This is a genomic window from Mycobacterium sp. FW102-FHT13B02 (assembly GCF_058790275.1).
The window spans coordinates 432,602-457,512 of the sequence record NZ_JBYTCM010000001.1 but is presented as its reverse complement, the minus strand read 5'-3'; the positions used below and the strand labels follow the sequence as shown (position 1 = coordinate 457,512).

The 24,911-nt window shown below is 67.9% G+C and carries 25 protein-coding genes; 12 read left to right on the top strand and 13 right to left on the bottom strand.

Translation table 11 applies throughout. The features are described from left to right. Positions 1-122 precede the first annotated feature (122 nt). From AC3WTE_RS02235 to AC3WTE_RS02225, 3 genes are all read right to left on the bottom strand, one after another. Positions 123-917, bottom strand: coding sequence for an SDR family NAD(P)-dependent oxidoreductase (locus tag AC3WTE_RS02235; RefSeq protein WP_492435284.1), 795 nt, complete (start codon positions 915-917; stop codon positions 123-125). Positions 918-1,059: 142 nt separating this feature from the next. Beyond that, the gene (locus AC3WTE_RS02230) at positions 1,060-1,254 is read right to left on the bottom strand and encodes a DUF3046 domain-containing protein (RefSeq protein ID WP_459369739.1); all 195 of its coding nucleotides are present in this window, start codon (positions 1,252-1,254) and stop codon (positions 1,060-1,062) included. Between the two features lie 9 nt (positions 1,255-1,263). Next, the gene (locus AC3WTE_RS02225) at positions 1,264-2,439 is read right to left on the bottom strand and encodes a glycosyltransferase (RefSeq protein ID WP_492435281.1); all 1,176 of its coding nucleotides are present in this window, start codon (positions 2,437-2,439) and stop codon (positions 1,264-1,266) included. Between the two features lie 60 nt (positions 2,440-2,499). Here AC3WTE_RS02225 and AC3WTE_RS02220 point away from each other — a divergent pair, with 60 nt between their 5' ends. Then, a complete protein-coding gene (locus tag AC3WTE_RS02220) occupies positions 2,500-2,937 on the top strand; it encodes a limonene-1,2-epoxide hydrolase family protein (protein ID WP_492435279.1) in 438 nt (145 codons plus the stop codon). A gap of 21 nt (positions 2,938-2,958) precedes the next feature. Beyond that, positions 2,959-3,399, top strand: coding sequence for a DUF5313 domain-containing protein (locus AC3WTE_RS02215; RefSeq protein WP_492435277.1), 441 nt, complete (start codon positions 2,959-2,961; stop codon positions 3,397-3,399). A 7-nt stretch (positions 3,400-3,406) separates the two neighbouring features. Here AC3WTE_RS02215 and pspM read toward each other — a convergent pair whose 3' ends face one another. The 4 genes from pspM to pgsA all read right to left on the bottom strand — a co-directional run bounded on the left by pspM (position 3,407) and on the right by pgsA (position 6,304). Beyond that, positions 3,407-4,231, bottom strand: a complete 825-nt coding sequence (pspM, locus tag AC3WTE_RS02210) for a phage shock envelope stress response protein PspM (protein ID WP_492435275.1) — start codon at positions 4,229-4,231, stop codon at positions 3,407-3,409. Between the two features lie 24 nt (positions 4,232-4,255). Next, complete coding sequence (gene pspA / locus AC3WTE_RS02205) at positions 4,256-5,065, bottom strand: phage shock protein PspA (RefSeq protein ID WP_492435273.1); 810 nt, start codon at positions 5,063-5,065, stop codon at positions 4,256-4,258. A 181-nt stretch (positions 5,066-5,246) separates the two neighbouring features. Then, a complete protein-coding gene (clgR, locus tag AC3WTE_RS02200; RefSeq protein ID WP_459369734.1) occupies positions 5,247-5,600 on the bottom strand; it encodes a transcriptional regulator ClgR in 354 nt (117 codons plus the stop codon). 119 nt (positions 5,601-5,719) lie between these two features. Continuing rightward, positions 5,720-6,304, bottom strand: a complete 585-nt coding sequence (pgsA, locus tag AC3WTE_RS02195; protein WP_492435270.1) for a CDP-diacylglycerol--glycerol-3-phosphate 3-phosphatidyltransferase — start codon at positions 6,302-6,304, stop codon at positions 5,720-5,722. A gap of 55 nt (positions 6,305-6,359) precedes the next feature. Here pgsA and AC3WTE_RS02190 point away from each other — a divergent pair, with 55 nt between their 5' ends. Further along, a complete protein-coding gene (locus tag AC3WTE_RS02190) occupies positions 6,360-6,881 on the top strand; it encodes an amino-acid N-acetyltransferase (RefSeq protein WP_492435268.1) in 522 nt (173 codons plus the stop codon). Here the strand turns inward: AC3WTE_RS02190 and AC3WTE_RS02185 are convergent, their stop codons facing one another. Together AC3WTE_RS02185 and AC3WTE_RS02180 are read right to left on the bottom strand one after the other, a co-directional pair. Continuing rightward, entirely contained in the window at positions 6,882-7,388 is a 507-nt protein-coding gene (locus tag AC3WTE_RS02185) for a DUF4282 domain-containing protein (RefSeq protein WP_492435266.1), read from the bottom strand. Between the two features lie 109 nt (positions 7,389-7,497). After that, complete coding sequence (locus tag AC3WTE_RS02180; protein WP_492435264.1) at positions 7,498-10,161, bottom strand: FtsK/SpoIIIE family DNA translocase; 2,664 nt, start codon at positions 10,159-10,161, stop codon at positions 7,498-7,500. 181 nt (positions 10,162-10,342) lie between these two features. On the opposite strand from AC3WTE_RS02180, the gene AC3WTE_RS02175 reads away from it, so the two are divergent. The 3 genes from AC3WTE_RS02175 to AC3WTE_RS02165 are packed head-to-tail and all read left to right on the top strand — an operon-like array spanning position 10,343 to position 12,429. Further along, positions 10,343-10,663 (top strand): putative quinol monooxygenase, encoded by a 321-nt coding sequence (locus tag AC3WTE_RS02175; RefSeq protein ID WP_492435262.1) that lies wholly within the window; start codon positions 10,343-10,345, stop codon positions 10,661-10,663. Positions 10,664-10,697: 34 nt separating this feature from the next. After that, positions 10,698-11,525, top strand: a complete 828-nt coding sequence (locus tag AC3WTE_RS02170) for a mycofactocin-coupled SDR family oxidoreductase (RefSeq protein WP_492435260.1) — start codon at positions 10,698-10,700, stop codon at positions 11,523-11,525. Between the two features lie 31 nt (positions 11,526-11,556). Then, on the top strand, positions 11,557-12,429 hold the full coding sequence (locus AC3WTE_RS02165; RefSeq protein WP_492435258.1) for an SAM-dependent methyltransferase: 873 nt from the start codon (positions 11,557-11,559) through the stop codon (positions 12,427-12,429). Here AC3WTE_RS02165 and AC3WTE_RS02160 read toward each other — a convergent pair. The 3 genes from AC3WTE_RS02160 to AC3WTE_RS02150 form a co-directional block, all read right to left on the bottom strand. After that, the gene (locus AC3WTE_RS02160) at positions 12,426-14,105 is read right to left on the bottom strand and encodes a ribonuclease J (protein WP_492435256.1); all 1,680 of its coding nucleotides are present in this window, start codon (positions 14,103-14,105) and stop codon (positions 12,426-12,428) included. The genes AC3WTE_RS02165 and AC3WTE_RS02160 overlap by 4 nt on opposite strands. Beyond that, positions 14,102-15,004: a 4-hydroxy-tetrahydrodipicolinate synthase gene (gene dapA / locus AC3WTE_RS02155; RefSeq protein ID WP_492435254.1), complete on the bottom strand. Its 903-nt coding sequence runs from the start codon at positions 15,002-15,004 to the stop codon at positions 14,102-14,104. The genes AC3WTE_RS02160 and dapA overlap by 4 nt, the downstream gene beginning before the upstream one ends. An 81-nt stretch (positions 15,005-15,085) precedes the next feature. Then, entirely contained in the window at positions 15,086-15,853 is a 768-nt protein-coding gene (locus AC3WTE_RS02150) for a FadR/GntR family transcriptional regulator (RefSeq protein WP_492435252.1), read from the bottom strand. A gap of 101 nt (positions 15,854-15,954) precedes the next feature. Between AC3WTE_RS02150 and AC3WTE_RS02145 the strand changes: the two genes are divergently transcribed. The 4 genes from AC3WTE_RS02145 (at position 15,955) to AC3WTE_RS02130 (ending at position 19,330) form a co-directional block, all read left to right on the top strand. Beyond that, entirely contained in the window at positions 15,955-16,872 is a 918-nt protein-coding gene (locus tag AC3WTE_RS02145) for a proline iminopeptidase-family hydrolase (protein WP_492435250.1), read from the top strand. 29 nt (positions 16,873-16,901) lie between these two features. Beyond that, entirely contained in the window at positions 16,902-18,305 is a 1,404-nt protein-coding gene (locus tag AC3WTE_RS02140; RefSeq protein ID WP_492435248.1) for an APC family permease, read from the top strand. A gap of 22 nt (positions 18,306-18,327) precedes the next feature. After that, positions 18,328-18,726 carry a VOC family protein gene (locus AC3WTE_RS02135; RefSeq protein WP_492435246.1) on the top strand — a complete coding sequence of 133 codons (399 nt, stop codon included), beginning with the start codon at positions 18,328-18,330 and terminating at the stop codon, positions 18,724-18,726. A 202-nt stretch (positions 18,727-18,928) separates the two neighbouring features. Next, positions 18,929-19,330 carry a histone-like nucleoid-structuring protein Lsr2 gene (locus tag AC3WTE_RS02130; protein WP_492435244.1) on the top strand — a complete coding sequence of 134 codons (402 nt, stop codon included), beginning with the start codon at positions 18,929-18,931 and terminating at the stop codon, positions 19,328-19,330. Between the two features lie 3 nt (positions 19,331-19,333). Here the strand turns inward: AC3WTE_RS02130 and AC3WTE_RS02125 are convergent, their stop codons facing one another. Then, positions 19,334-20,569 (bottom strand): winged helix-turn-helix domain-containing protein, encoded by a 1,236-nt coding sequence (locus tag AC3WTE_RS02125; protein ID WP_492435243.1) that lies wholly within the window; start codon positions 20,567-20,569, stop codon positions 19,334-19,336. A 101-nt stretch (positions 20,570-20,670) separates the two neighbouring features. Between AC3WTE_RS02125 and AC3WTE_RS02120 the strand changes: the two genes are divergently transcribed. Both AC3WTE_RS02120 and AC3WTE_RS02115 read left to right on the top strand, forming a co-directional pair. After that, positions 20,671-22,704: a toprim domain-containing protein gene (locus tag AC3WTE_RS02120; protein WP_492435241.1), complete on the top strand. Its 2,034-nt coding sequence runs from the start codon at positions 20,671-20,673 to the stop codon at positions 22,702-22,704. A gap of 12 nt (positions 22,705-22,716) precedes the next feature. Continuing rightward, positions 22,717-24,864 (top strand): DNA gyrase subunit A, encoded by a 2,148-nt coding sequence (locus tag AC3WTE_RS02115; RefSeq protein ID WP_492435239.1) that lies wholly within the window; start codon positions 22,717-22,719, stop codon positions 24,862-24,864. Positions 24,865-24,911 lie beyond the last annotated feature (47 nt).

Below are 24,911 nucleotides of genomic sequence, written 5' to 3'. Positions count from 1 at the left end.
ACAGATGTTCGATTTCAAGCAGACACGCCGATCAGGACCCAGACGTCGAACGCAGACCCGGGTACGCGAGGCCGGCCTTCACATCGTCGATGCGCCTTCACGGCCAGGGTTACCCCGGGAGGTCACAGCGAACGCTGGCGCCGCAGGCCCAACGTCCTCATCAGGGAAAGCGCGCGCAGGCCGACGGCCGGCGCCATGTCGGTACCCCGGGCTATCACGCCCCGCCAGCGCGGTACGACGCGGAAAATCTGGTGGGAGTCCATCAGCTCGATCGCGGCCCGGGCGACGTCGTCGGCGTTCAACGGCTTGGGGCCCGAGAACAGCAGCGCCGCGCCGGGATCGTGAGTCGTGGCAGTGACCATCTCGGTGTTCACCACGTCCGGGCACAGTGCGCAGGCCCGGATCGGCAGGCCGGCGCTGCGCAGTTCGCCCTGCAGCGAGGTGGTGTAGGACAGCACCGCGGCCTTGCTCGCGGCATACACGGCCAGCCCGGGCACCGGCGTCAGCGCCGAGATCGAGGCGATATTGAGGATGACACCGCCGCGGGCGCCCATGGCATTGACGGCCGCCATGCAGCCCGCCATCATGCCGCGGACATTGACGTCAAGGGTCTGTATGACGTGCTCGGCGGGCTGCTCCCAGCTGTTCCCCGCGTGCAGCACCCCGGCGTTGTTGACCCACACCGCAATTCGCCCCTGCTCGGCGGCAAGCGCGGCAATGCTCTGGTGACCCGTGACGTCGCGCACGTCCTGAGCGAGGCCCCACGCGCCATGCCCGACGGTCTCGGCAGCGCGCTGCGCGGCAGCCCCGTCGACGTCGGTGATCAGCACGCGGTGCCCCTGTGCGGTGAGGGCTTTCGCGATGGCCAGGCCGATTCCGCGCCCAGCTCCGGTGACTACGGCAATGGTGGCGCTCATAGGCCATCCTCCTCGGTGTCGAATTGGCTCAGAGCTTCGCTCAGCCATACGAAGGACGCTATGAGTTCGGCGTGGCGAACACCATGTCGCCGTCCGACAAACAGTGCGGGGTGAGTAGTCGCGAGAGACTAGAGCGCGTTGTTCACCATTGATCGCGCGGGACGTCGAAGTCCGCGCACAGGGCCCGCCAGACGTCGCGGGGTTCGACGCCGGCTTCGATCGCCTGAGCCGGTGTACGGCCACCGAGAACCGCCAGCACGTGGTCCTTCACCAAGGCAGCACCGCGCGCCGCACCGAACTGGTCTTCGATCAGCAGGGTGAATTCGGTCAGTCGCACCGCACCAACCTACTCAGCATCGACGCGCAGCGCCGCCCGGCACACGGCCACCGGGTCGGCGACGCCGGCTCCACTGTTGCCGGCCCGTCGTGCGGCGTCCCGGTAGGGAGGCGCCGACAGGACTCGGCCGACAGTCGCCGTCAACGAGTCCGCGGTCAACGGCCGGATCAGCTCACCACTGCCTTGCCGCACAACCCGATTGGCGATCTCCCACTGGTCGCCACCACCGGGCACCACCACCAGAGGCACCCCGGCCAGCAGCGTCTTGGACACGATGCCGTGGCCGCCTCCGCAGACCATCACGTCGGCCCGCTTCAGCAGCTCGTCCTGGCGGCCGAGTCCGACCGCGGCCCACGGCGGCACCGGCGCCTCGGGGCCCCGCAGCCGGGATACGACGACACGCGCGCCGTCGGGCAGTGTCTGTCCCGGGATCAGCGCCTCCAGGGCCAGATCATCAAGGCCCTGCATCCCGGTCGTGGCCGTCGACGGCGCCACCACGACGACCGGACCCGAACCGGCGGGAATGTCGAGCACCGCGGTGGTCGGCTCGAAGTGCAGCGGCCCGACGACGACGGCCTCGGCCGGCCAGTCCGGGCGTGGCACCTCCAGCTCGGGCAAGGTCGCGATCAACCGCCGCGCGGGCCCGGGATCGGTTGCGGGCAAGCCGATTCCGATGCGCGCCGCCGACCGCTGCCGGTCCCCTTGACGTACCGAACGCGCCGTGAAGAATCGCAGCATCGTGTCCCGCAGCCGGCCCCGCACCCCGACGCCCGGAGCCAGCCCGCTGCCCAACGGCGGCAACCCTTTCGACGGCAGGTACAGCGGGTGCGGCGTGAGCTCGACCCAGGGCAGACCCATCATCTCGGCGGCCATGCCGCCGCAGGCCGTGATGACGTCCGATACCACCAGGTCGGGCGCCAGCTCCCGCAGCGCCGGCGCGTTGAGCACCGCCATCCGCGCGGCCCGCTCGTGAATCTTGGCGCCCGAGTCGAGGTCGTCGTCGCCATCCTCGGGGTCCAGCCCCAGCAGCTCCCGCGCGTCGACACCTGCCTCCGCCGCGGTGTCGAGCCATTGCCGACCGGTCAGCAGCACCGGATGATCGCCGGCCGCCCGGAACCGAAGGCACAGCGCGATAGCCGGAAAGGCATGGCCGGGGTCCGGCCCGGCAACCACGGCGACGCGCATCGGGTCACCTTGTCATACCGGCCCCTGTGCGCCGGCGGGCAGGCGCATTACCGTGACCGTATGACACAGAGCACACCGGCAGTGACTCAGACCAACGCCGAGATCGTCGAAACCTTCCTCTACGCCCTGCAGGCCGAGGACATGGAGACCGCCGACCGCCTGCTCGACGACAACCTCGTCTACGAGAACGTGGGACTGCCAACCATCCGCGGTCGGGCCCGCGCGATGAAGCTGTTCCGGCCCATGAAGAACAGCCCCGTCAGTTTCGAGGTCAAGTTCCACCGCATCGTCGGCGAGGGCACCACGGTGCTCACCGAGCGCACCGACGCACTGGTCATCGGGCCGGTGCGGCTGCAATTCTGGGTCTGCGGGGTGTTCGAGGTGCGCGACGGCAAGATCACGCTGTGGCGGGACTACTTCGACATGTTCGACATGGTCAAGGCCACCGTGCGTGGTCTCATCGGTGCCGCCGTCCCGGCCCTGCGGCCGACCATGTAGCGAGCGGTAAAATTGGCCACCATGGCCAATGAGAATCGCCCGAAGCCCAACGCCTGGCAGTACATCAAGTACAGCTACGGCGGCCGGCTGCCCGACTCGATGCGGGCGTGGGTGACCGAGGACCTCATCGGCAAAGGCGCGACGCTGCGGATTGTCATCCGCATGTTCGTCCCCGCGTTCCTGATCTTGATCCCGATCTGGTTCCTGCCGGAGCTGCTCGGCATCGCCGGGGGCTCGGACCTCGTCATCCGCCTGAGCGCGACGGTGCCCATCCTGATCCCGGTGGTCTACTTCTCCCATGCGCTGAACAAGATCTGGCGGCGGCACATGCTGGTCAAGAACGGCATCGACCCGAAGCTGCTCGACCAATCGCTGCGCCAGAAGAACGCCCACATTCACGCGGCTTATGAAGAGCGGTACGGTCGCCGGTCCGACGACGGCACCGGCTCCACCACCATCTAGCGGGCCGTCAGGCCTGGCGCAGGCGCCCCAGTTCGTCGAAGGCCTGCGCCCAGGCACTCAGCCGGTCGGTCGCGGCAACCAGTTCACCGCGGTACCGCTGCTCGGACATCGCCCGGGCCGAACCCGCACCGCTGTTCGCCGCCGACACCAATTGCGCTGCGGCCGTGACGATGTCGGCGTACTGCCGGACACCGGCGTCGAGCTGCGCGGTGTAGGCCTTGATGGTCGGCGCCAGATGACCACGAGACTGTGGCACCGAGCCGGCCGCACGCTCCATCGCGGCCACTTCCCCGGCGGTACCGGCCAGCGCCGCAGCCGACGCATTCGCCGCGGCGGTCACCTCGGCGACCTCGGCGGCGGGCAGCAATTGACCGCGCTGGATGACGCTCAATAGGGAGTACAGCCCACGTTCGGCCGAGGCCAGCGTCTCCATCGGGCGCCGTGCCGCCGAGCCTCTGGGTGGCAGCAGCCGTGAGGTCCGCACTGGTGGCAGTGGTTCCCCACGCAGCCATCGGTAGCGCAGGAAGCACAGCGTGGCCAGGAACGCGGCGCCGCCGGCGATGGGGCCGGTGATGATCAGCACCCAGAACGGGGTGCTCCAGGCCGCCAGCAGCGCCGTCAACCCGATCCAGAACGCGCTGGCGCCGGCGAACAACCAGCTCAGCCGCAGCGCCCAGCGGCGCTTGCGCAGCAGCCGGGCCCGCGGATCGGCGGCCGCGCCGAGGCGCTGGGCCGCCAGGTCGGACAATTCGGCAGCGGTGTCGATGCCGCGTTGCAGGACTGCCTGCCAGCCCCGGGTCTCCCCGGGACGGCCGGCCGACTGGGCTTTCACCGCTGCCCCCTCACATCTCGAAAGTTACTGCGACAGCGGGTTTTCCGGCGCCGGGTTGGCCGCCGGAGCCGCGGGCGTGGCCGGTGCGGCGGCGCCGCCGGACGGCAGGGAGTTGCCGTGCATCGAAGCGCGGATCTGCTCGAGGCGCGAGTGGCCGGCCATCTGCACGCTGGCCTGCTGGACCTCCATCATGCGGCCCTGCACCGAGTTCTGAGCCAGCTCGGCCGAACCCATGGCGTTGGCGTAGCGGCGCTCGATCTTGTCGCGCACCTCGTCGAGGCTCGGGGTGTTGCCCGGCGCGGCGATCTCGGTCATGGACCGCAGCGAGGCGCTGACCTGCTCCTGCATCTTGGCCTGCTCGAGCTGCGACAGCAGCTTGGTGCGCTCGGCGATCTTCTGCTGCAGCACCATGGCGTTCTGCTCGACGGCCTTCTTGGCCTGGGTCGCGGCCTGCAGCGACTGGTCGTGCAGACCCTTGAGGTCCTCGACGCTCTGCTCGGCGGTCACCAGCTGGGCGGCGAAGGCCTCGGCGGCGTTGTTGTATTCGGTGGCCTTGGCAACGTCACCGGCCGCCGTGGCCTGGTCGGCCAGGGTCAGGGCCTGACGGACGTTGGCCTGCAGCTTCTCGATGTCGGCAAGCTGACGGTTCAGCCGCATCTCCAGCTGACGCTGGTTGCCGATGACCGACGCCGCCTGCTGAGTCAGGGCCTGATGCTGGCGCTGGGCCTCCTCGATCGCCTGCTGAATCTGCACCTTCGGGTCGGCATATTCGTCGACCTTGGAGCTGAACAGCGCCATGAGGTACTTCCAGGCTTTGACAAAGGGATTGGCCATGAGATCGGTCCGCCTTCGTGTCGTTCGTGATTCGGGATCGGTTATCTGCTTGCCGGCCGCATCTGTGCCAGCGCGTCTACAGCCAACCTAGTAGGTGCGGACAGCCGGACGCAGCCCACATGCACTATTGCGGCGCGGCGGGATGCCACGCTCGTCTTGCTGCGGTTCGGGCTGCGCTAACTCAAGCAACGGCCATGGCGAGATGCTGAGGGATGACCACCTTGGTCGCGACGTCGATGTTGGCCACCGTGCGGTCGGCCTCGGCGCGCTCGGTGTGCAGCATCTGCTCGGCAGCGTCGGCCAGTACCTGCGACAGCGGCACGTCCAGGGCACCGCAGATGGCGCCGAGCAGTTCACTCGACGGCTCCTTGCGGCCCCGTTCGACCTCGGACAGGTAGCCCAGGCTCACCCGAGCACCGTCGGACACCTCGCGCAGTGTGCGTCCCTGCCCGGTACGGGCCTGGCGCAGCACGTCGCCGATGACCTCACGCAGCAACATCGCTTCCCGGCGCTTCGCTTGCCCAGATGTCGTCATCGCTTTTCCCCTTCGCCTTCAAGTAACAACAGCCGCGCAGCCCGGCCGGATCACCCGTTCTACACGGTCTTGTAGGCACCAACGCGGCGACGCACCGCTTTGGTTCCCGAGGGCACGAATCAGGGCCGACGGAACGCCGAGACGGCGTACTCGATGCCCGTGAGCACCGTCAGCGCCACCGCAGCCCACATGAAGACCCAGGCTGTGGTCAGCCACGGGGCGGGCCAGGCGTGCAGGGGCAGCACGAACAGACCGATCGCCACCGCCTGCACCAGCGTCTTGAGCTTGCCGCCACGGCTCGCGGGAATGACGCCGCGCCGGATCACCGCGAAGCGCAACAGCGTCACCGCGAGCTCGCGGGCCAGGATCACGACGGTGACCCACCACGGCAGGTCCCCGAGTATCGACAGCCCGATCAGCGCGGCCCCGATCAGGGCCTTGTCCGCGATCGGGTCGGCCAGCTTGCCGAATTCGGTGACCATGTCGAAGCTGCGGGCGATCTCGCCGTCAAAGCGGTCGGTGATGACGGCCGCTGCGAATACGACGAAAGCGGCGATCCGCCAACGGAATTCGTGACCGTCACCAGCGAAGAGCGCCGCCAGGAACACGGGCACCAGCGCGATGCGCAGTCCGGTCAGCAGATTGGCGATGTTCGCCACGCCGGCGCCCGAGGCGCGCGGATCGGTATCTGACTGGCCTGTCACCGACACAGGATATCCGGTCACCTACCGGGCCATACGCAGCCGATACCCTCCACATGTGAGCGACGCACCGAAACCCGGCACCACAGGGCTGGTGGTTCGCCGCGCCCGGACATCCGACGTCCCGGGAATCAAGGCCCTCGTGGACATCTACGCGGGAAAGATCCTGCTGGAGAAAAACCTGGTCACCCTGTATGAGGCGGTCCAGGAGTTCTGGGTGGCCGACCTGGGCGGCGAGATCGTCGGCTGCGGCGCGTTGCACGTGCTGTGGGCCGACCTCGGCGAGGTGCGTACCGTCGCGGCCCATCCGAAGGTGCGCGGCATGGGCGTCGGGCACGCGGTGGTGGCGCAACTGCTCGACGTGGCGCGGGAGCTGGAGCTGCAGCGCGTCTTCGTGCTCACTTTCGAGACCGAGTTCTTCAGCCGGCACGGCTTCAAGGAGATCGAGGGCACGCCCGTCACCGCCGAGGTGTACGAGGAGATGTGCCGCTCGTACGACACCGGCGTGGCCGAGTTCCTGGACCTCTCCTACGTGAAGCCGAACACCCTGGGCAACACCCGGATGATCGTCACGCTGTAGCTAGTCGGCGGTGTCGGTCGAGGCGGCCCGGCGCGCCACGATCCGGTCCCGCATGTCCATGATCGCGGCCCGCCGGCGGGACCGCCCACCACGGCCGAACGACGGTAGCGTCGGGATCACCTCGATCTTGTCCGATACCCCGATCATCAGCTCAGCGATCTCCAGCACCAGCTCGTTCAGCTCGTCGACCTGCTGACCCATCGCCATGAACGCGCTCAGCGACTCCAGGACCACCCGCGCCACCAGCACGATCGCCACGCAGGTGACCGGGCCCGCGAGCAACACCCAGAACACGCCGAGCAGCGGGGCCAGCTCGAACGCCACCACGGCGCCCGCCAGATACAAAACCACCGCACCGGCGATGACAAGCCCGTACAACAGCGGCACCACGTGCTGCGCCGCCGACTTCCGGAATCCGAGGTCGGTGAACGCCGTCAGCGCGGGCCAGCTGCGACCACCGGATTCGGCGTCTGCATCGAGCTCCCCGGTGCGCGAAATGTCAACCACGGCAAAGCCTCCTTAGGAGTCCAGCCTCCCACAGTCGGCGCCGCTCGCCAGCACTCGACGTTGTTATCCGCGCCGTCGGTCAGCACCGATGTGACGGCGGTAACGCCCGTCAGAACCCGGGGTCGTCGCCCGCCGAGCCGACCGCATCCGAGCCGCCCTGGATCAGCATCAGGGTGCCGGCCAGTTCGTCGGGCTTCACCAGGACCTCGCGGGCCTTGGAGCCCTCGGACGGTCCGACGATGCCGCGCGTCTCCATCAGGTCCATCAGACGGCCGGCCTTGGCGAACCCGACCCGCAGCTTGCGCTGCAGCATCGAGGTCGACCCGAACTGGCTCGACACGACCAACTCGACGGCCTGCAAGAAGACGTCCATGTCGTCACCGATGTCGCTGTCGATCTCGCGCTTCTCGACGGTCTTGACCGTGACGCCGTCGATGAACTCCGGCTGGGCCTGCTGCTTGGTGTAGGCGACGACGGCCTGGATCTCTTCGTCGCTGACGAACGCGCCCTGCACACGGATGGGCTTGGGCGCCTCCGACGGCTGGAACAGGCCGTCACCCTTACCGGTGAGCTTCTCGGCGCCGATCTGGTCGAGGATGACGCGCGAGTTGGTCGCGTTGGTCACGCCGAATGCCATGCGGGACGGCACGTTGGCCTTGATCAGACCGGTCACCACCGACACCACCGGCTGCTGGGTGGCCAGCACCAGGTGGATGCCCGCGGCGCGGGCCTTCTGGGTGATGCGGACGATGGCGTCCTCGACGTCGCGCGGCGCCTGCATCATCAGGTCGGCCAGCTCGTCGACGACGCACAGGATGTACGGGTAGGTCTTGTAGACCCGCTCGCTGCCGAGCGGGGCGGTGATTTCGCCCGAACGCACCTTCTTGTTGAAGTCGTCGATGTGCCGGACACCGCTGGCGCTCATGTCCTGGTACCGCTGCTCCATCTCCTCGACCAGCCAGGCCAGCGCGGCGGCAGCCTTCTTCGGGTCGATGATCACGGGCGTGATGAGGTGCGGAATGCCTTGGTATGGCGGGAATTCCACCATCTTCGGGTCAACCAGGATCATCCGGACCTCGTCCGGGGTGGCGCGCTGCAGCAGCGACACCAGCATCGAGTTGATGAAGCTCGATTTACCCGAGCCGGTGGAGCCGGCCACCAGCAGGTGGGGCATCTTGGCCAGGTTGTAGCTGATGAAGTGGCCTTCGACGTCCTTGCCGATGCCGAACACCATGGGGTGGTGATCCTTGCGGGTGCTCGGCGCGTTCAGCACGTCCTTGAGCCGCACCATCTCGCGGTCGCTGTTCGGGACCTCGACACCGACCAGGGACTTGCCGGGGATCGGTGCGAGCAGGCGGATGTGCTCGTTGGCCACCGCGTAGGCGAGGTTGCGCTGCAGCTGGGTGAACCGCTCGACGCGGACGCCGGGCCCGAGCTCGATCTCGTAGCGCGTGACGGTCGGGCCGCGCTGGAAGCCGACGACCGTGGCGTCGACCTTGAACTGCTCCATGACCTCGGAGATCGCGTTCATGATGCGGTCGTTGTCGCGGCCGACCCGCTTCGGCGGGTCGCCATCGGCCAGCAGGTCCAGCGGCGGCAGCGTGTAATCGCCCTCGATGACGCGATCGAGCGTCAGGCTGTCGTCCTTGGCCGGCGCTGTGTCCGCAGCGTTGTCCAGCGCCTTGTCCAGGGCCTTGGCCTTGGTGGGCACGGGGTCCGCGACGTTCTGCGCCTTCCGGCGGCGCGGCTTGGCCGCCGGCTCCGGTGCCGTCGGCGCCTCGTCCGCGGCGGGCTCGACCGGATAGTTGTCCATCGGCGTGCGGCCCAGCGGCCGCGTCATGGCCGCGGTGGTCTGATCGGAACCGGGCCAGGCTTCGGGCTCGTCCCGCGAATAGGTCGGGTCGTCGTAGTAGCCATCGGAAAAATCATCAGAGAAGTCGTCGTCGGCGTAGCCCGCCCGTGCGTCGTACTCGTCGTCGTGCGCGGCGTGCAGGCGACCCGACACCATGTAGCGCAACGTGTCCGGCAGTTCGCGGATGGTCGTGCCGGTGACCAGCAGCAGGCCGAACAGCACGCCCATGATGAGCAGCGGCGTGGCGATCCAGACGGTCAGCCCGTCCGAGAGCGGTCCGCCGATGACGAAGCCCACGAACCCGGCGGCGCCGCGGCGCTCCCCCGGCGCGGCGGGCCCACCGGCCCAGACGTGCCACAGCCCGAGCACCGGCAGTGCGATCATGGCGGCGCCGAGGATCAGCCGCGGCCGCGCGTCGGGGTTCGGGTGGGTGCGCATCAGCGTGATGGCCAACGCCAACAGCACGACCGGCAGCACCACGACCGCGGATCCGATGACCGTGCGCACGCCGTAGTCGATCCACGCACCGACGGGTCGGGCCGCGTCGAACCACGAGCTGGCCGCGATCAGGAAGGCGACGCCGAGCAGTGCCAGCGCGATGCCGTCACGACGGTGCCCGGGCTCGAGTTCCCGCGCGCGGCCGACGCTGCGGGCGGTGGTTCCGGCACCCTTGGCGAGCATCAGCCAGCCGGCGCGGGCACCACGACCCACCGCGGCACCGGCGGTAGCCACCGGAGATGGGTGGGGCGCTGGTTTGCGGGCCGGCTTGCGAGCAGGTGATTTCGGGGTCGGCGGACGTGTCGCCCGCCCCGAGTTTCCACTGCCTGACTTCGATGAACGCGCCCCCGAACCGGCTGCGCCACGATTCGCCGACCCGGCCTTGGCCCGGTTAGCTGAGCTCGTTGCGGTTTTACTCGCCATGGCTGCCAGCCTAGTCGCAGTCACCCCATCTGCACCATCTGCCACACACGTAACGCTTAGGTCACGACCTGAACCGCATATCCGCCGTTCACCGAGCAGTGGGAGCCACGTCACACCCGGTCCAAGCTTCGGGTTAACGTGGACACCTGTCTAGCCCAGCTATCTATCGAGGAGTCCGCTCATGCCGGTCGTTGTCGTCGCCACCATGAAAGCCAAGCCCGAGTCCGTCGATCTGGTGCGCACCGCGTGCATCGAGGCCGTCGACGCCGTCCACGGCGAGCCGGGCTGCGAGCTCTACTCACTGCACGAGGGCGACGGCGGCACTTTCGTCTTCGTCGAGCAGTGGGCCGACGCGGAGGCCATCAAGACCCACAGCACCGCGCCCGCCATCGGGAAGCTGTTCGGCGCCATCGGCGAGCACCTCGACGGCGCGCCCGATATCAAGATGCTCGCCCCCGTGGTCGCCGGCGATCCGGCCAAGGGCCAACTGCGGGGTCAGTGATGAGCGCTCGCGCGAAGAGCCGAGAGGACGTGCGATGGCTGAGCTGACCGGCAAGGTCGCCTTCATCACCGGCGCGGCCCGCGGCCAGGGTCGCGCCCACGCGGTGAAGCTGTCGTCCATGGGTGCCGACATCATCGCGGTCGACCTGTGCGACCAGATCACGTCGGTCCCCTACCCCATGGCCACACCCGACGATCTGGCTGCGACCGTCAAGCTGGTCGAGGAGAACGGGGCCCGGATCGTGGCCGCCCAGGCCGACGTCCGCGACCGCGAGGCCTTGAAGGCCGCGCTGAAGGCCGGTGTCGAGGAATTCGGCGGGCGGCTGGACATCGTCATCGCCAACGCGGGCATCGCACCCATGGCCGGAGAGGACGCCTGGCAGGACGTCATCGACGTCAACCTGACCGGCGTGTACAACACTGTCGAAGTGGCAATGCGGCCCATGGTCAAGGCCGGCAACGGCGGGTCGATCGTGCTGATCAGCTCGGTCGCCGGACTGGTCGGGCTGGCCTCACCGATGGCCGGTTCGGTGGGCTATGCCGCTGCCAAGCACGGCATGGTCGGCCTCATGCGGGTGTACGCGAATCTGCTTGCCTCACAGAACATCCGGGTCAACTCGATCCACCCGGCCGGGGTGGACACCCCGATGATCGACAACGACTTCACCCGCAAGTGGTTGAGCCAGTTGACCGCTGACCCGGAAGCGGCCAAATCCGCGCCGAACATGACCAACGCGTTGCCCGTGCAGGTCCTCGACGCCGAGGACATCGCCAACACGGTGGCGTGGCTGGTGTCGGACGCCGGGCGGTACATCGCCGGGGTGACGCTGCCGGTGGACGCCGGTTTCGTCAACAAACGCTGACGAGGGCTTGCGCGAGGAACAGAATATCGACATGGCTGGTAACCCAGCGGCGCTGACGGCCTTCGGGCCGATGGTCCTCGCCGCGATCGAACAGCATGAGCCGCCAGGGCGTCGTCTCGCCGACGACGACCTGGCGGCTTCTTTTCTGCCACAAGGCCTTCGCGCGCTGGTGGCGGCCACCCGCTGGTCGCCGGTGCGGCGCCGCATGGTCGCCGCGTCAGACCGGTCGGCGCCTGGCATGTGGGCCAACATGGCGTGCCGCAAGCGCTATGCCGACGACAACCTGATGGCGGCGCTGGGCGAGATCGAGGCCGTCGTGGTGCTGGGCGCCGGGCTGGACACCCGGGGCTGCCGGCTGTCGCGCCGCAGCACCGCGCCGGTTTTCGAAGTGGACCAGACTGTGAACATCGAGCGCAAACGCGCCGTCCTGAGTCGGGTTTTCGGCACTCCCCCACCGTCGGTCCACCTGGTCGCCGTCGACTTCGAGCGCGACGACCTGATGACTGCCCTGGCCGGCCAGGGCTACCGTCGCGACGCCCGCACCTTCTTCATCTGGGAAGGCGTCACCCAGTACCTGAGCGCCGAGGCCATCGACAGCACCTTCGAGCAGTTACGATCCGCGCCCGCCGGCAGCCGGCTCGACTTCACGTATGTGCAGCGCGATTTCATCGACGGAGTGGACATCTCCGCCGCGCCGTCGCTGTATCGCCGATTCCGTGAGCGCAGTCAGGTGTGGAAGTTCGGGTTACCTCCCGACGAGGCTGCGCACTTCCTCGACGGGTACGGCTGGCAGCTTCTCGACCAACTGGGCCCGGACCAGGTGCGGGACCGATATGTGGGGCCGACCGGTCGCGGGCTGCCCACATCCGACCTGGAATGGTCGGCCCTGGCGCAGAAGCGTTAGACCTCGAGGACCGTCGGCACGATCATCGGCTGGCGCCGATAGGTCTCGCCGACCCACTTGCCGACGGCACGCCGCACCGCCTGGGCGATGCGCGCGGGATCGGCAACCTGCTCGGAGACCAGGGCTTCCAGAGCCGTCTGCGCCTTCTCGGCACCCGGCTCGAGCGCCTTCGGATCCTCGGAGAACCCACGTGAGTGCAGATGCACGGGCACCACCGGCTTGCCGGTCTCGCGGCTGATCACCACGGTGATAGCAATGAAACCCGAAGTGAGCGTGAGCCTTTCACCCAGTGTCGCGTCGCCGACGTCGCCCAGCACCAGGCCGTCGACGAACACCTTGCCGACCGGTACCGCGCCGGCAATCCGGGCCTGGCCGCCCACCAGGTCGACGCTCACGCCGTTCTCGGCGAGCACGACGTTCTCCTCCGGCACGCCGGTGCTGACGGCGAGTTTGGCATTGGCACGCAGGTGCCGCCAGGTGCCGTGCACCGGCATCACGTTGCGCGGCCGCACCCCGCGGTACAGGAACAGCAGCTCGCCGGCGTAGGCGTGACCGGAAACATGCACGCGTGCTTGCTGATTGGTCACGACGCGGGCGCCGATCTTGGCCAGCGAGTCGATCACGCCGTAGACGGCTTCCTCGTTACCGGGAATCAGCGAGCTGGACAGGATGATCAGGTCGCCGGCGGTCAGGGTGATGCTGCGGTGCTCGCCGCGGGACATCCGCGACAGCGCCGCCATGGGCTCGCCCTGGGTGCCGGTGGTGATCAGCACGACCCGGTCGGCCGGCAGCAGTTCCGCGGCGCCGATGTCGATGACGTCGTCGTCGGCGACGTTGAGGAAGCCGAGTTCCTTGGCGATGCCCATGTTGCGGACCATCGAGCGGCCGACGAAGGACACCTTGCGCCCCAGCGCCACCGCGGCGTCGATGATCTGCTGCACGCGGTCGACGTTCGAGGCGAAGCACGCCACGATGACGCGGCCGTCCGCACCGCGGATCAGGCGGTGCAGGGTGGGGCCGACCTCGCTCTCCGACGGGCCGACTCCTGGAATCTCGGAGTTGGTCGAGTCGCACAGGAGCAGGTCGACACCTTGCTCACCGAGGCGGGACATACCGGGCAGGTCGGTGGGCCGGCCGTCGGGCGGCAACTGGTCGAGCTTGATGTCACCGGTGTGCAGCACCGTGCCCGCACCGGTGTGCACGGCGATGGCCAGGGCGTCGGGAATCGAGTGGTTGACCGCGAAGTACTCGCACTCGAATACACCATGAGTGCTGCGCTGTCCCTCGGCGACGATCTGCATGTTCGGCTTGAGCCGGTGCTCACGGCATTTGGCCGCCAGGAGCGCCAACGTGAAGCGCGAGCCCACCACGGGGATGTCCGGCCGCATCTTCAGCAGATACGGAATGGCGCCGATGTGGTCCTCGTGCGCGTGGGTGATCACCAGCGCCTCGATGTCGGCCAGCCGGTCTTCGATGTGCCGGATGTCCGGCAGGATCAGGTCGACCGCCGGCTCGTCATGCGTCGGGAACAACACGCCGCAGTCGATGACGAGCAGTCGGCCCAGGTGCTCGAAAACGGTCATGTTGCGGCCGATTTCGCCGATACCGCCGAGCGCCGTCACACGAAGACCGCCCGGCTCCAAAGGACCGGGCGGGGCGAAGTCGGGTCTGGTCACGCAAGCACCGACGCTGCGCGCAGGTCCGCGGCGAGTGCCGTCAGCTGATCCGGCGTGGCGGGCACCTGCGGCAAGCGGGGGTTGCCGGCCTCGATGCCCAACAAGCGCAGGCCTTCCTTGCTCATGGTGACGCCGCCCAGTCGGTTCTGCGCCTCGCCGAGCGAGTGCAAGCCCACGTGAATCTTGCGCGCAGTCGCGATGTCGCCGGAATTGAACGCCGACAACAGCGCACGCAACTCTGCGGCCGCGACGTGGCCCCAGACGCTGATGAATCCCGTGGCGCCCATGGCGAGCCACGGCAAGTTGAGGGTGTCGTCGCCCGAGTAGTAGGCCAATCCGGTCTCGGCCATCATCTGCGCACCACCGTTGAGATCGCCCTTGGCGTCCTTGACCGCGACGATGTTCGGGTGCGCGGACAGCGTCCGGATGGTGTCCCATTCGATCGGGACCGCCGAGCGCGGCGGGATGTCGTACAGGATTACCGGCAAGTCGGTGGCATCGGCGACGGCAGTGAAGTGCGCGACGAGGCCGGCCTGCGGCGGCTTCGAGTAGTACGGCGTCACCACGAGCAGACCGTGCGCGCCGGCGGCGGCGCAGGCCTTCGCCAGGTGGATGCTGTGCGCGGTGTCGTAGCTGCCGGCGCCGGCGATGATCCGGGCGCGGTCGCCGACCTCTTCGAGAACCGCCTCGAGCAGGGCGATCTTCTCGTCGTCGGTCGTGGTCGGTGATTCGCCGGTGGTGCCGGAAACGACGAGGCCGTCGCACCCTTTGTCGACCAGATACTTGGCTACCTTCTTCGCACCGGCCAGATCAATCGAGCCGTCCGGGCCGAACGGCGTCACCATGGCAGTCAGCACGGTGCCCACACGTGCGCTGACATCAATTCCGCTGGTGCTCACGGGCAACAAGATTACCCGCTGGTTCTACTCAGATTTGCACCGCCGCCCACTCGCGCCCGCGGGTGGCGGCGGGCGGCGGGATCAGTCGATGAGCATCCCGGCACGCCGCATGGCCGTCGAGATGTTCTCGAAGTCGATGGCCACGTGGGCCCGCGCCAGCGCCTCGGCGTCATCCCCGTGGCCTTCGGCGATGGCGTCGACGAGCGTCGTATGCTCGCCCAGCGCCCGTTGTTCCATTGCCCGCATCGTCACCGGCTCGCCCCAGACGTGAGCGGGCGCGCCGATGCTGACCGACGCTTCCAGTTCGAGCAGCACCTGCTTGAGGACCGCGTTGTGAGCGGCGTCCATGATCGCCAGGTGCAGAGCGCTGTCCGCCTGCTGGGCGGCCAGTCCGCTCTCGGCTTGGCGGTAGTCCTCCAGGCGCTGCCGCAGCACGCCGACATCACCGTCGGTGCGAGATTCGGCGGCGGCGCGGCTCACCGCACCGTGGACCCGGCAGATCGCGTCGCATCGGTCCCGGATCTCGTCGACCCGCATTCTCAGGGTGCGGGCCACCGCTTCCGTGGACGAGTCGGGCCATTGCTGCAGCACGTACGACCCGCCACCACGGCCTCGCCGCGTCTCCACCAGCCCTTGGTCCACCAGCCGCGCGAGCGCTGCGCGCACCGTCATCCGGCCGACACGCAATGACGCGGCCAACTCGCGCTCGGCGGGCAGCCGGGCATGGGGCAGGTATTCGCCGATGGCGATGGCGGTCACCAGCCGGTCGGTGATCTCATCGACCCGAGAGGACGATTCGAGCTCACGGTCCAGTAGGCCGGGGGCGTCCACACCATGGAGATGCGTCATCGCCGGCTCCCTTCCTTTCGCCACACAGAGTATCGGCACGAATTGTTAAATCTCGATTAATGGTCTTGTGACGAGACCATTAATGGAACATGCTGGCTGTCATGCCGACTACCAGCCACCGGGTGCCGTTCCGCGAACACGAGACCTGGGTCCAGATCACCACCCCAGAATCACCGAATCCGGTGGCGCTTCCCCTGTTCGTGCTGCACGGCGGGCCGGGCATGGCGCACAACTACGTGCGCAACATCGCCGAGCTGGCCGACGAGACCGGCCGCACGGTCATCCACTACGACCAGCTCGGCTGCGGCAACAGCACCCACCTGCCCGACGCCCCTGCCGGGTTCTGGACGCCCGAGCTGTTCGTCGAGGAGTTTCACACCGTTCGCGCCGCGCTGGGCATCGACGAGTACCACCTGCTGGGCCAGTCGTGGGGCGGCATGCTGGGCGCGGAGATCGCCGTGCGCCGCCCCTCGGGACTGACATCGCTCGTCATCTGCAACTCCCCCGCATCGATGGAACTCTGGATGGCCGGCTGCGCGGAGCTGCGCACGCAGTTGCCACCGGACGTCAGCGCCGCGCTGACCCGGCACGAGGAAGCGGGCACGGTCACCGATCCGGAGTACGTGGCCGCGACGAACGAGTTCTACGCGCGGCACCTGTGCCGCGTCGTACCCACGCCGCAGGACTTGACCGACACCATCGCACAGATGGAAGCGGAGCCCACCGTCTACCACACCATGAACGGGCCCAACGAATTTCACGTCGTAGGCACGTTGAACGGGTGGACCGTCATCGACCGGCTCGCCGAGATCACCGCGCCGACACTGGTGATCGCCGGCGAGTTCGACGAGGCCACCCCCGACGCCTGGCGGCCATACGTCGAGAACATCCCCGATGCGGTCAGCCAGGTATTCGCCGGCACCAGCCACTGCTCGCACCTGGAGAAGCCCGCAGAATTCCGCGCCGTCGTCGCCGCATTCCTCGCCAACCACGATCTGGCCGCCGACGCCCTGGTCTGAACCCATTCGCTCGACCCGACAGGACATCCATGACACCCACCCGAGTCGCAACCGGTGAAGGCCAGCGCACCGTCGAATCATTCGGCTACAAACAGGAACTCAATCGTTCCGTCTCCACCGTCGACCTCATCGTCTACGGCCTCGTGTTCATGGTGCCGATTGCGCCGTGGACCATCTTCGGCGTCGTGTACAACAGTGCCGGCGGCATGGTGCCACTGGTATATCTCATCGGCTTGGTCGCCATGGTGTTCACGGCGACGGCGTACGCGCAGATGGCCAAGTCTTTCCCACTTGCGGGGTCGGTGTTCTCGTATGTCGGCCGCGGAATCCACCCCGGCGCAGGCTTTTTCGCCGGCTGGGCGATTCTGCTGGACTACCTGCTGATACCGACTCTGCTGTATGTGCTGGCGGCCGAGTCGATGATCGGCTTGTTCCCCGGCACGCCACGGTGGCTGTGGGCACTGGTGTTCGTCCTCGTCAATACCGTGATCAATCTGCTCGGCGTCGACTCGCTGAAGATGGCCAACCGGTTGTTCCTGGTTCTCGAACTCGTGTTTCTCGCGATCTTCGTAGTCATCGCGGTGCGGGCCATCAACGGCGATTCGCTGCCCAATGTGCACTGGAGTACCACGCCGCTCTGGAATCCGGACACCGTCAGCGCACCGCTGATCGCTGCTGCCCTGTCGATCGCCGTGCTGAGTTTCCTTGGCTTCGACGGTATTTCAACGTTGGCGGAGGAATCCACCGGTACGCGGAATCCGGCAGGCAAAGCCATGATCGGCGCGTTGTTCATCGTGGCATTCCTGTTCATCGGCCAGACCTGGTTGGCCAGCCTGCTGGCAGGCGGCCGGGCATCGTTCAGCGACAGCGAAGCGGGCAACGCGTTCTTCACACTGGTCGAAGCGGCGTCCAGCACCGGCTGGATGAACGCGTTCTTCGTCGTCAACGTGCTCGCCGTGGGCTTCGCCAACGCGATGGCCGCGCAGGCGGCAACCAGCCGGCTGCTGTTCTCGATGAGCCGCGACCGCCAACTGCCCGCGTTCCTATCCCGGGTCAGCGCGCGCAAGGTGCCGTTCGCCGCAATTCTGTTGGTCAGTGCGATCAGCGTGGTGCTCGTGCTGTTCTTCGTCGGCCAGATCGCACTCATCTCGTCACTGGTGAACTTCGGCGCGCTGTTCGCCTTCTGCCTGCTGCACGTTTCGGTGGTTTGGTACTACCTGGGCCGAAAGAAGTCGAAGAACTATCTGCTGCACCTGGTGGTGCCGGCACTCGGCTTCGTCATCATCGGCTATGTGCTGTTCAACGCCGATTCCCTGGCCAAGATCGGCGGGATCGTCTGGCTGGGCATCGGCACGGTCGTGTTCGTCGTCAACAAGCTGCGCGGTCGCGCTGTGCCTGAACTCGGCGAACCGTCGCACGAAGGGACCGGTTAACACCCCCGGTTAGAGTCGGAACGTGCTCGGTCATCTCGGCGTCAATGTGCCCGATCTCGCACGCGCGAAGAATTACTACGACGAATTCATGCCACTGGTAGGTTTTGAATCGTTCATCGCTTCCGCCGACGAGTTCGCCTTTCGCCCCGCCGGTGGCAAACCCGGCACCTTCCTGTTTTTCTATCCGACCGCCGACCCGGGCGACTACTCCCGGCACCGCACCGGCCTGCAGCACCTGGCCTTTATGGTCAGGACGCGATCCGCGGTTGAGCGTGTCCACCAGTTCGTGCAGCGGACCGGCGGCGAGGTGCTCCATTCGCCGCAGTCGTTCCCCCAATATCCGCCGCCCTACTTCGCCACGTTCTGGCTGGACCCGTTCGGCATCATGCTGGAAGCGGTGTGCCACCACGACGCGGACTGATTACGTCCGTCTGTGGACACGCACCGAATCAGCTTGGGGCCGTGGCAATTACCACCGATTGAGAATTCCGATATTCAGCCGGATTGCCGCGCGAATAGAACTGAACCGGCGCCGGACTACCGGCAATCGAGACACCGAGGTGCAGTCCTTATTTTCAGTCGATACACTTCCGGCCGAACACCCCCGATAAAGGAGATCATTCGTGGCCGAACGCATTGTCGTCCAGCTTGTTGACGATATCAACGGCACTGAACTCACCGACGACACCGGTGAACGTATTAACTTCTCGGTACGTGGGGTTGATTACCAGATCGATCTTTCCGCTGCGAACGTGGCGAAATTCGAAAAGGCCTTGGCGCCGTACCTGGACGCCGCCACCAGGGTCGGTGGCCGTCGCGCGCGGACCCAGAAGCCCGCAGAACCCAGCAGCCGCGCCGCCAAGAACGGCACGTCCCGCGGTCGCGCGAAGAAGGCCGCCAAGAGCGCGTCATCGAAGGAACAACTCGCCGCAATTCGCGAGTGGGCCCAGGAGAACGGTTACGACGTCGCGGCCCGTGGACGCATCAAGGCCGACATCGTCGAGGCGTACCACGCCGCGAACTAGGTGCTAGCACTGCCGAGCCAGCTCGGCGACTAGATCGCCGCGGTCCCCGACCGTCACGTCGCCGACCCCGAGCCACGTCGCCATCGACGTCAGCTCGGGGACCAGGGCCGCGGCCACCCGGGCGCGGTCTTGGCCGTCCTCGGCGAACGCTCCCACGACGTGCAGTGCGTCGCCCGTACGTTTCAGGTCGACGCGCCCCGCCAGCCGGCCGTCGAGCAGGAAAGGCCAGACGTAGTAGCCGAATTGCCGCTTGGGCGCCGGTGTGTAGATCTCGATCCGGTAGTGGAACCCGAACAGCCGCTCGACTCTCGGCCGGAAGAAGATCAGCGGGTCGAACGGGCACAGCAATGCCGTCCCGCGATCGCGCCGCGGCACCGGCTGCCCGGCGCGCAAGTATGCCGGGGTGCCGTCCACGGTGACGGGCTCCAATTCGCCTGCGGCGACCAGTGCCGCCAGTGCCGGTTTCACCTGACGGGCGCCCAGCCGGAAATAGTCCCGGATGTCGGCCTCGGTACCCACGCCCAGCGCGCCGGCCGCCTTGAGAACCAACTGCCGGACCGCTTCGTCGTCGGAGACGTCCCGGGCCAGCACTTCCGGTGGCAGCACCCGTTCGACCAGGTCATAGTGCCGGGCGAAACCGACGCGGGTGGCCGTGGTGAGCACGCCCGACGACCACAGCGCTTCCGCCACCCACTTGGTGTCACTGCGTCCCCACCACGGACCCTTGGCGCCACGGGGTTCGGCTTCCAGGTGAGCCTCGATCTGGCCCGCGGTCGACGGCCCGAGTTCGGCGACGGCGGCGACGATCTTCTCGGCCAGCTCACCGTTTCGCTTGACGATTTCGGTGCCCCAGCGGCCGTGGGTGTATTCACGCATGCGCCAGCGCAGCAGCGGCCAGTCCTCGACCGGCAACAATGCCGCCTCGTGCGCCCAATATTCGATGAATTGCCGCGGCGACCGCGCACTGTGGCTCCAGGCCAGCGCGTCGAGCGCGTCCCGGTCGTACGGCCCGAGCCGGCTGAACACCGGCGCATAGTGCGCCCGCACCGAGACCGATACCGAATCCAATTGCAGCACTTGTATTCTGGACATCAAACGTTTCAGGTGCGCCCGGGTTACCGGACCGGCCGGCTTGGGTTCGTGAAAGCCCTGGGCGGCGACGGCGATGCGACGGGCCTGGACCGTGGTGAGTACTGCCACCGTCACATCGTGGCGCAGCCCACCGACAAACTCGCGCATGGATCTGCAAGGTTGTCGGCGGAACCGCCTACCATTCCTGCGGCACACCCTGTATTGGGGCTTCGGTCGTCCCCGACCGGCCCTGACGGAAAGGACCAGCAGTGAGCTACAACGCTGCGGACATCACCGAGCTCGACGACGTCCAGCACACCCGCCTGCGACCGGCGGTCAACCTGGGCCTTGACGTGCTCAACACCGCCCTGCGCGAGCTGGTTGACAACGCGGTCGAAGAAGTCGCCGACCCCAGCCACGGCGGCTCCACCGTCACCATCACCCTGCATGCCGACGGCTCGGTCAGCGTCGCCGACGACGGACGCGGTCTGCCCATCGACTCCGACCCGCTGACCGGCAAGAACGGCATCGTCAAGACCCTCGGCACGGCGCGGGCCGGCGGCAAGTTCTCGGCCCACACCGACGCCACCAGCACCGGCGCCGGTCTCAACGGCATCGGCGCCGCGGCCGCGGTGTTCATCTCCGCGCGCACCGACGTCACCGTGCGCCGCGCCGGCAAGACCTACCTGCAGAGCTTCGGCCACGGCTACCCCGGCACGTTCGAGGGTAAGGATTTCGATCCCAACGCCGAGTTCACCCGCGCCGACAACCAGAAACTGCGCGGCACGGGCAACCGCAAGCCCGACGCCCACGGCACCACAGTGCGCATCCTGTTCGACCCGGCCGTCGTGCCGGACGCCAGCGTGGACATCGCCGAGGTGCTGCTGCGCGCCCACGCCGCCGCCCGGATGTGCCCCGGCGTGCACCTGACCGTCGTCGACGAGGGCTGGCCCGGCGAGGACGTCCCGGCCGCCCTGCTGAAGCCGTTCAACGGCCCGTGGGGCACCGAAGCGCTGCTCAACCTCATGTGCACTTCTGCCGGCACTCCCCTGCCCCCGGTGCGCGCCGTGGTGGAGGGCCGCGGCGAATACACCACCGGGCGCGGCCCCACCCCGTTCCGCTGGTCGCTGACCGCCGGCCCGGCCGAGCCGGCCACGGTGGCCGCGTTCTGCAACACCGTGCGCACGCCCGGTGGCGGATCGCACCTGACCGCCGCGATCAAGGGCCTGTCGGAAGCGCTGGCCGATCGCGCGTCCCGGATCCGGGACCTGGGCCTGGCCAAGGGTGAGGACGGCCCCGAACCCCAGGACTTCGCCGCGGTCACCGCACTGGCGGTCGATACCCGAGCCCCGGACGTCGGCTGGGACTCCCAGGCCAAGACCGCGGTCTCGTCGCGCTCGCTGAATGTCGCGATGGCACCCGATGTGGCACGCAGCGTCAACGTCTGGGCCGCGAGCCCGGCCAACGCCGATACGGTGTCGCTGTGGACCAAGCTGGCGCTGGAGTCGGCGCGGGCGCGTCGCAGCGCCGAGGGCGCCAAGGCGCGGTCGCGGGCCGCGTCGAAAGCCAAGGGGCTGGGCACCAACCTGTCGCTGCCGCCGAAGCTGCTGCCCAGCCGGGAAACAGGCCGCGGGTCGGGCGCCGAACTGTTCCTGTGTGAGGGCGACTCCGCACTGGGCACCATCAAGGCGGCACGGGACGCCACCTTCCAGGCGGCTTTCCCGCTGAAAGGTAAGCCGCCCAACGTCTACGGGTTCACCGTGAACAAGGCCCGGGTCAAGGACGAGTTCGATTCCATCGAGCGCATCCTGGGTTGCGGCGTGCGCGACAACTGCGACCCGGAGCAGTGCCGCTACGACCGGATCCTGTTCGCGTCCGACGCCGACCCCGACGGCGGCAACATCAACTCGAGTCTCATCTCGATGTTCCTGGACTTCTACCGGCCGCTCGTCGCGGCCGGCATGGTCTACGTGACGCTGCCCCCGCTGTTCGTGGTCAAGGACGGCCAGGAGCGGATCTACTGCCAGGACGAATTCGAGCGTGATACCGCGGTCGCCGAATTGAAGGCCCGGTCCAAACGCCGAGTGGAGGTCCAGCGCAACAAGGGCCTCGGTGAGATGGACGCCGACGACTTCTGGAACACCGTCCTGGATCCGCAGCGGCGCACCGTGATTCGCGTACACCTCGATGACGGCGAGAAGAAGTTGCACCACACCCTGTTCGGCGGGCCGCCCGAGGGCCGACGCACGTGGATGGCCGAGGTGGCCGCCGTCGTCGACACACTTGCGCTGGACCTGGACTAGAAAGAGTCAACCGTGACCTCGACCCTGGACGTTCCTGAACAGAATCCGGATCTGGTCCTCGACCAGAGCGCCGACGACTACTGGAACCACTACCAGCTGACGTTTGCGCTCTACAGCGTCAGCGACCGTGCCATCCCGTCGGCGTTCGACGGTCTCAAGCCCGGCCAGCGCCGGCTGCTGTACCAGATGCACGACTCGAAACTGCTGCCCGGCAACAAGCCGCAGAAGTCCTCGAAGGTCTGCTCGGCCGTCACCGGCAACCTGCACCCGCACGGCGGCGCGTCGATGTACGGCGCCGCGGCGCTGCTGGCCGCCGAGTTCCAGCGCGTGAAAGTCATTGACGGACAAGGTGCTTTCCCGCGCATCCAGGGCGACATCCCCGCCGCCGACCGGTACACCGAGATGCGGCTGTCCGCGGCCGGGGCGGCACTGACCGCCGAACTCGACGACCACGCCGTCCCGATGGTGCCCACCTTCGACGGGGAATGGATCGAGCCCACGATGCTGCCGGCCCAGTGGCCGGTACTGCTCTGCAACGGCGCCGTCGGCATCGCCGAAGGCTGGGCCACCAAGGTGCCCGCGCACAACCCGCGCGAGGTCATGGCGGCCTGCCGCGCGCTGCTGAAGACCCCAAACATGACCGACGACCGGCTCGCCAAGCTGATTCCCGGCCCCGACTGGGGCTGCGGTTCGACGGTGGTCGGCACGGCGGGATTGCGCGAGTACCTCACCACCGGCCGGGGCGCGCTCACGGTGCGCGGCACGCTGTCGGTCGACGGCAAGAACGTCGTGATCACCGAACTACCGCCCGGTGTCGCGAGCAACACGGTGCAGGACCGGATCCGGGCCCTGGTCGAGTCGGGCGAGCTGGCCGGTGTCGCCGACATGTCGGACCTGACGGACCGCCGCAACGGGCTGCGGATCGTCGTCACCGCCAAACGCGGCCACGCCGCCGAGACCATTCGCGACCAGCTGCTCGCGTTGACCCCGCTGGAGTCCACGTTCGCCGCCAGCCTCGTCGCATTGGACGAGGACCGCGTCCCGCGCTGGTGGACGGTGCGGGAGCTCATCGGAGCATTCCTGCACCTGCGCGATTCGGTGGTGCTGCACCGCAGCCAGTACCGGCTGGAGAAGGTCACCGCCCGTAGGCATCTGGTGGCCGGGTTGATGAAGATCCACCTGGACATCGATGCGGCCGTCGCGGTCATCCGCGGCTCGGACACCGTGGACGACGCCCGGCGGGGGCTGCAGGAGCGGTTCGACATCGACGAAGAGCAGGCCAACTATGTTCTGGCACTGCAGCTTCGGCGGCTGACGAAACTCGACGTCATCGAGCTGCAGGCCGAGGCGGACAAGCTGGATGCCGAATTCGCCGAGCTGACCGAGCTCGTGTCGAACCCGGACGCGCGGCGGGTGGTGATCGACAACGAACTCAAGGAGACGGCGAAGCTGTTCGCCGGGCCCGAATTCGACCGTCGCACAGTGCTCGACTCCGAGGGCACCCCGACGGCATCGAGCTCCGACGAGGACGGCCCCCGCGAACGAAAAGTCAACGCCAACTGGCGCCTTGACGATCGCGGCGTGTTCTCCGACACCCACGGCGACCTGCTCACCTCGGGGCTGGGCTGGGCGGTGTGGACCGATGGGCGCGTCAAGTTCACCAATGGCAACGGCCTGCCCTTCAAGACGCGTGACATCCCGGTGGCGCCGGACATCACCGGGCTGCTGCGCTCCGGCGTGCTGACCCCCGGCTATCACCTGGCGCTGGTGACGCGGCGCGGCAAGATTCTGCGCATCGACCCGGCCGCGGTGAATCCGCAGGGCGCGGCCGGCAACGGCGTCGCGGGCGTGAAGCTGGTGGCGGGTGACCCAGAAGACGCTGTGATCGCGGCCTTACCGATTTCGTGCGAGAACGGCGAAGCGATCCTGTCCACCTCCGAAAAGGGCTGGAAGGTAACCGAAGTCGCCGACATCCCGGTCAAGGGCCGCGGCGGCGCCGGGGTCGCGTTCCACCCGTTCGTGGGCGGCGAGGGCATCCTGCTGTCGGCGTCGGTGTCCCCCACCGGATTCGTCCGCAACGGACGGGCGGTGCGCGCCGAGAAGCGCGCGAAGTCGTCGGTGAAGGGCACGGGGTTGGACGTGTCGCCGGCCGGCCAGTAACCCGCGGGGTGCGACTGGCCGGGGCCCGCGGCCCGACCGCAGTGGAC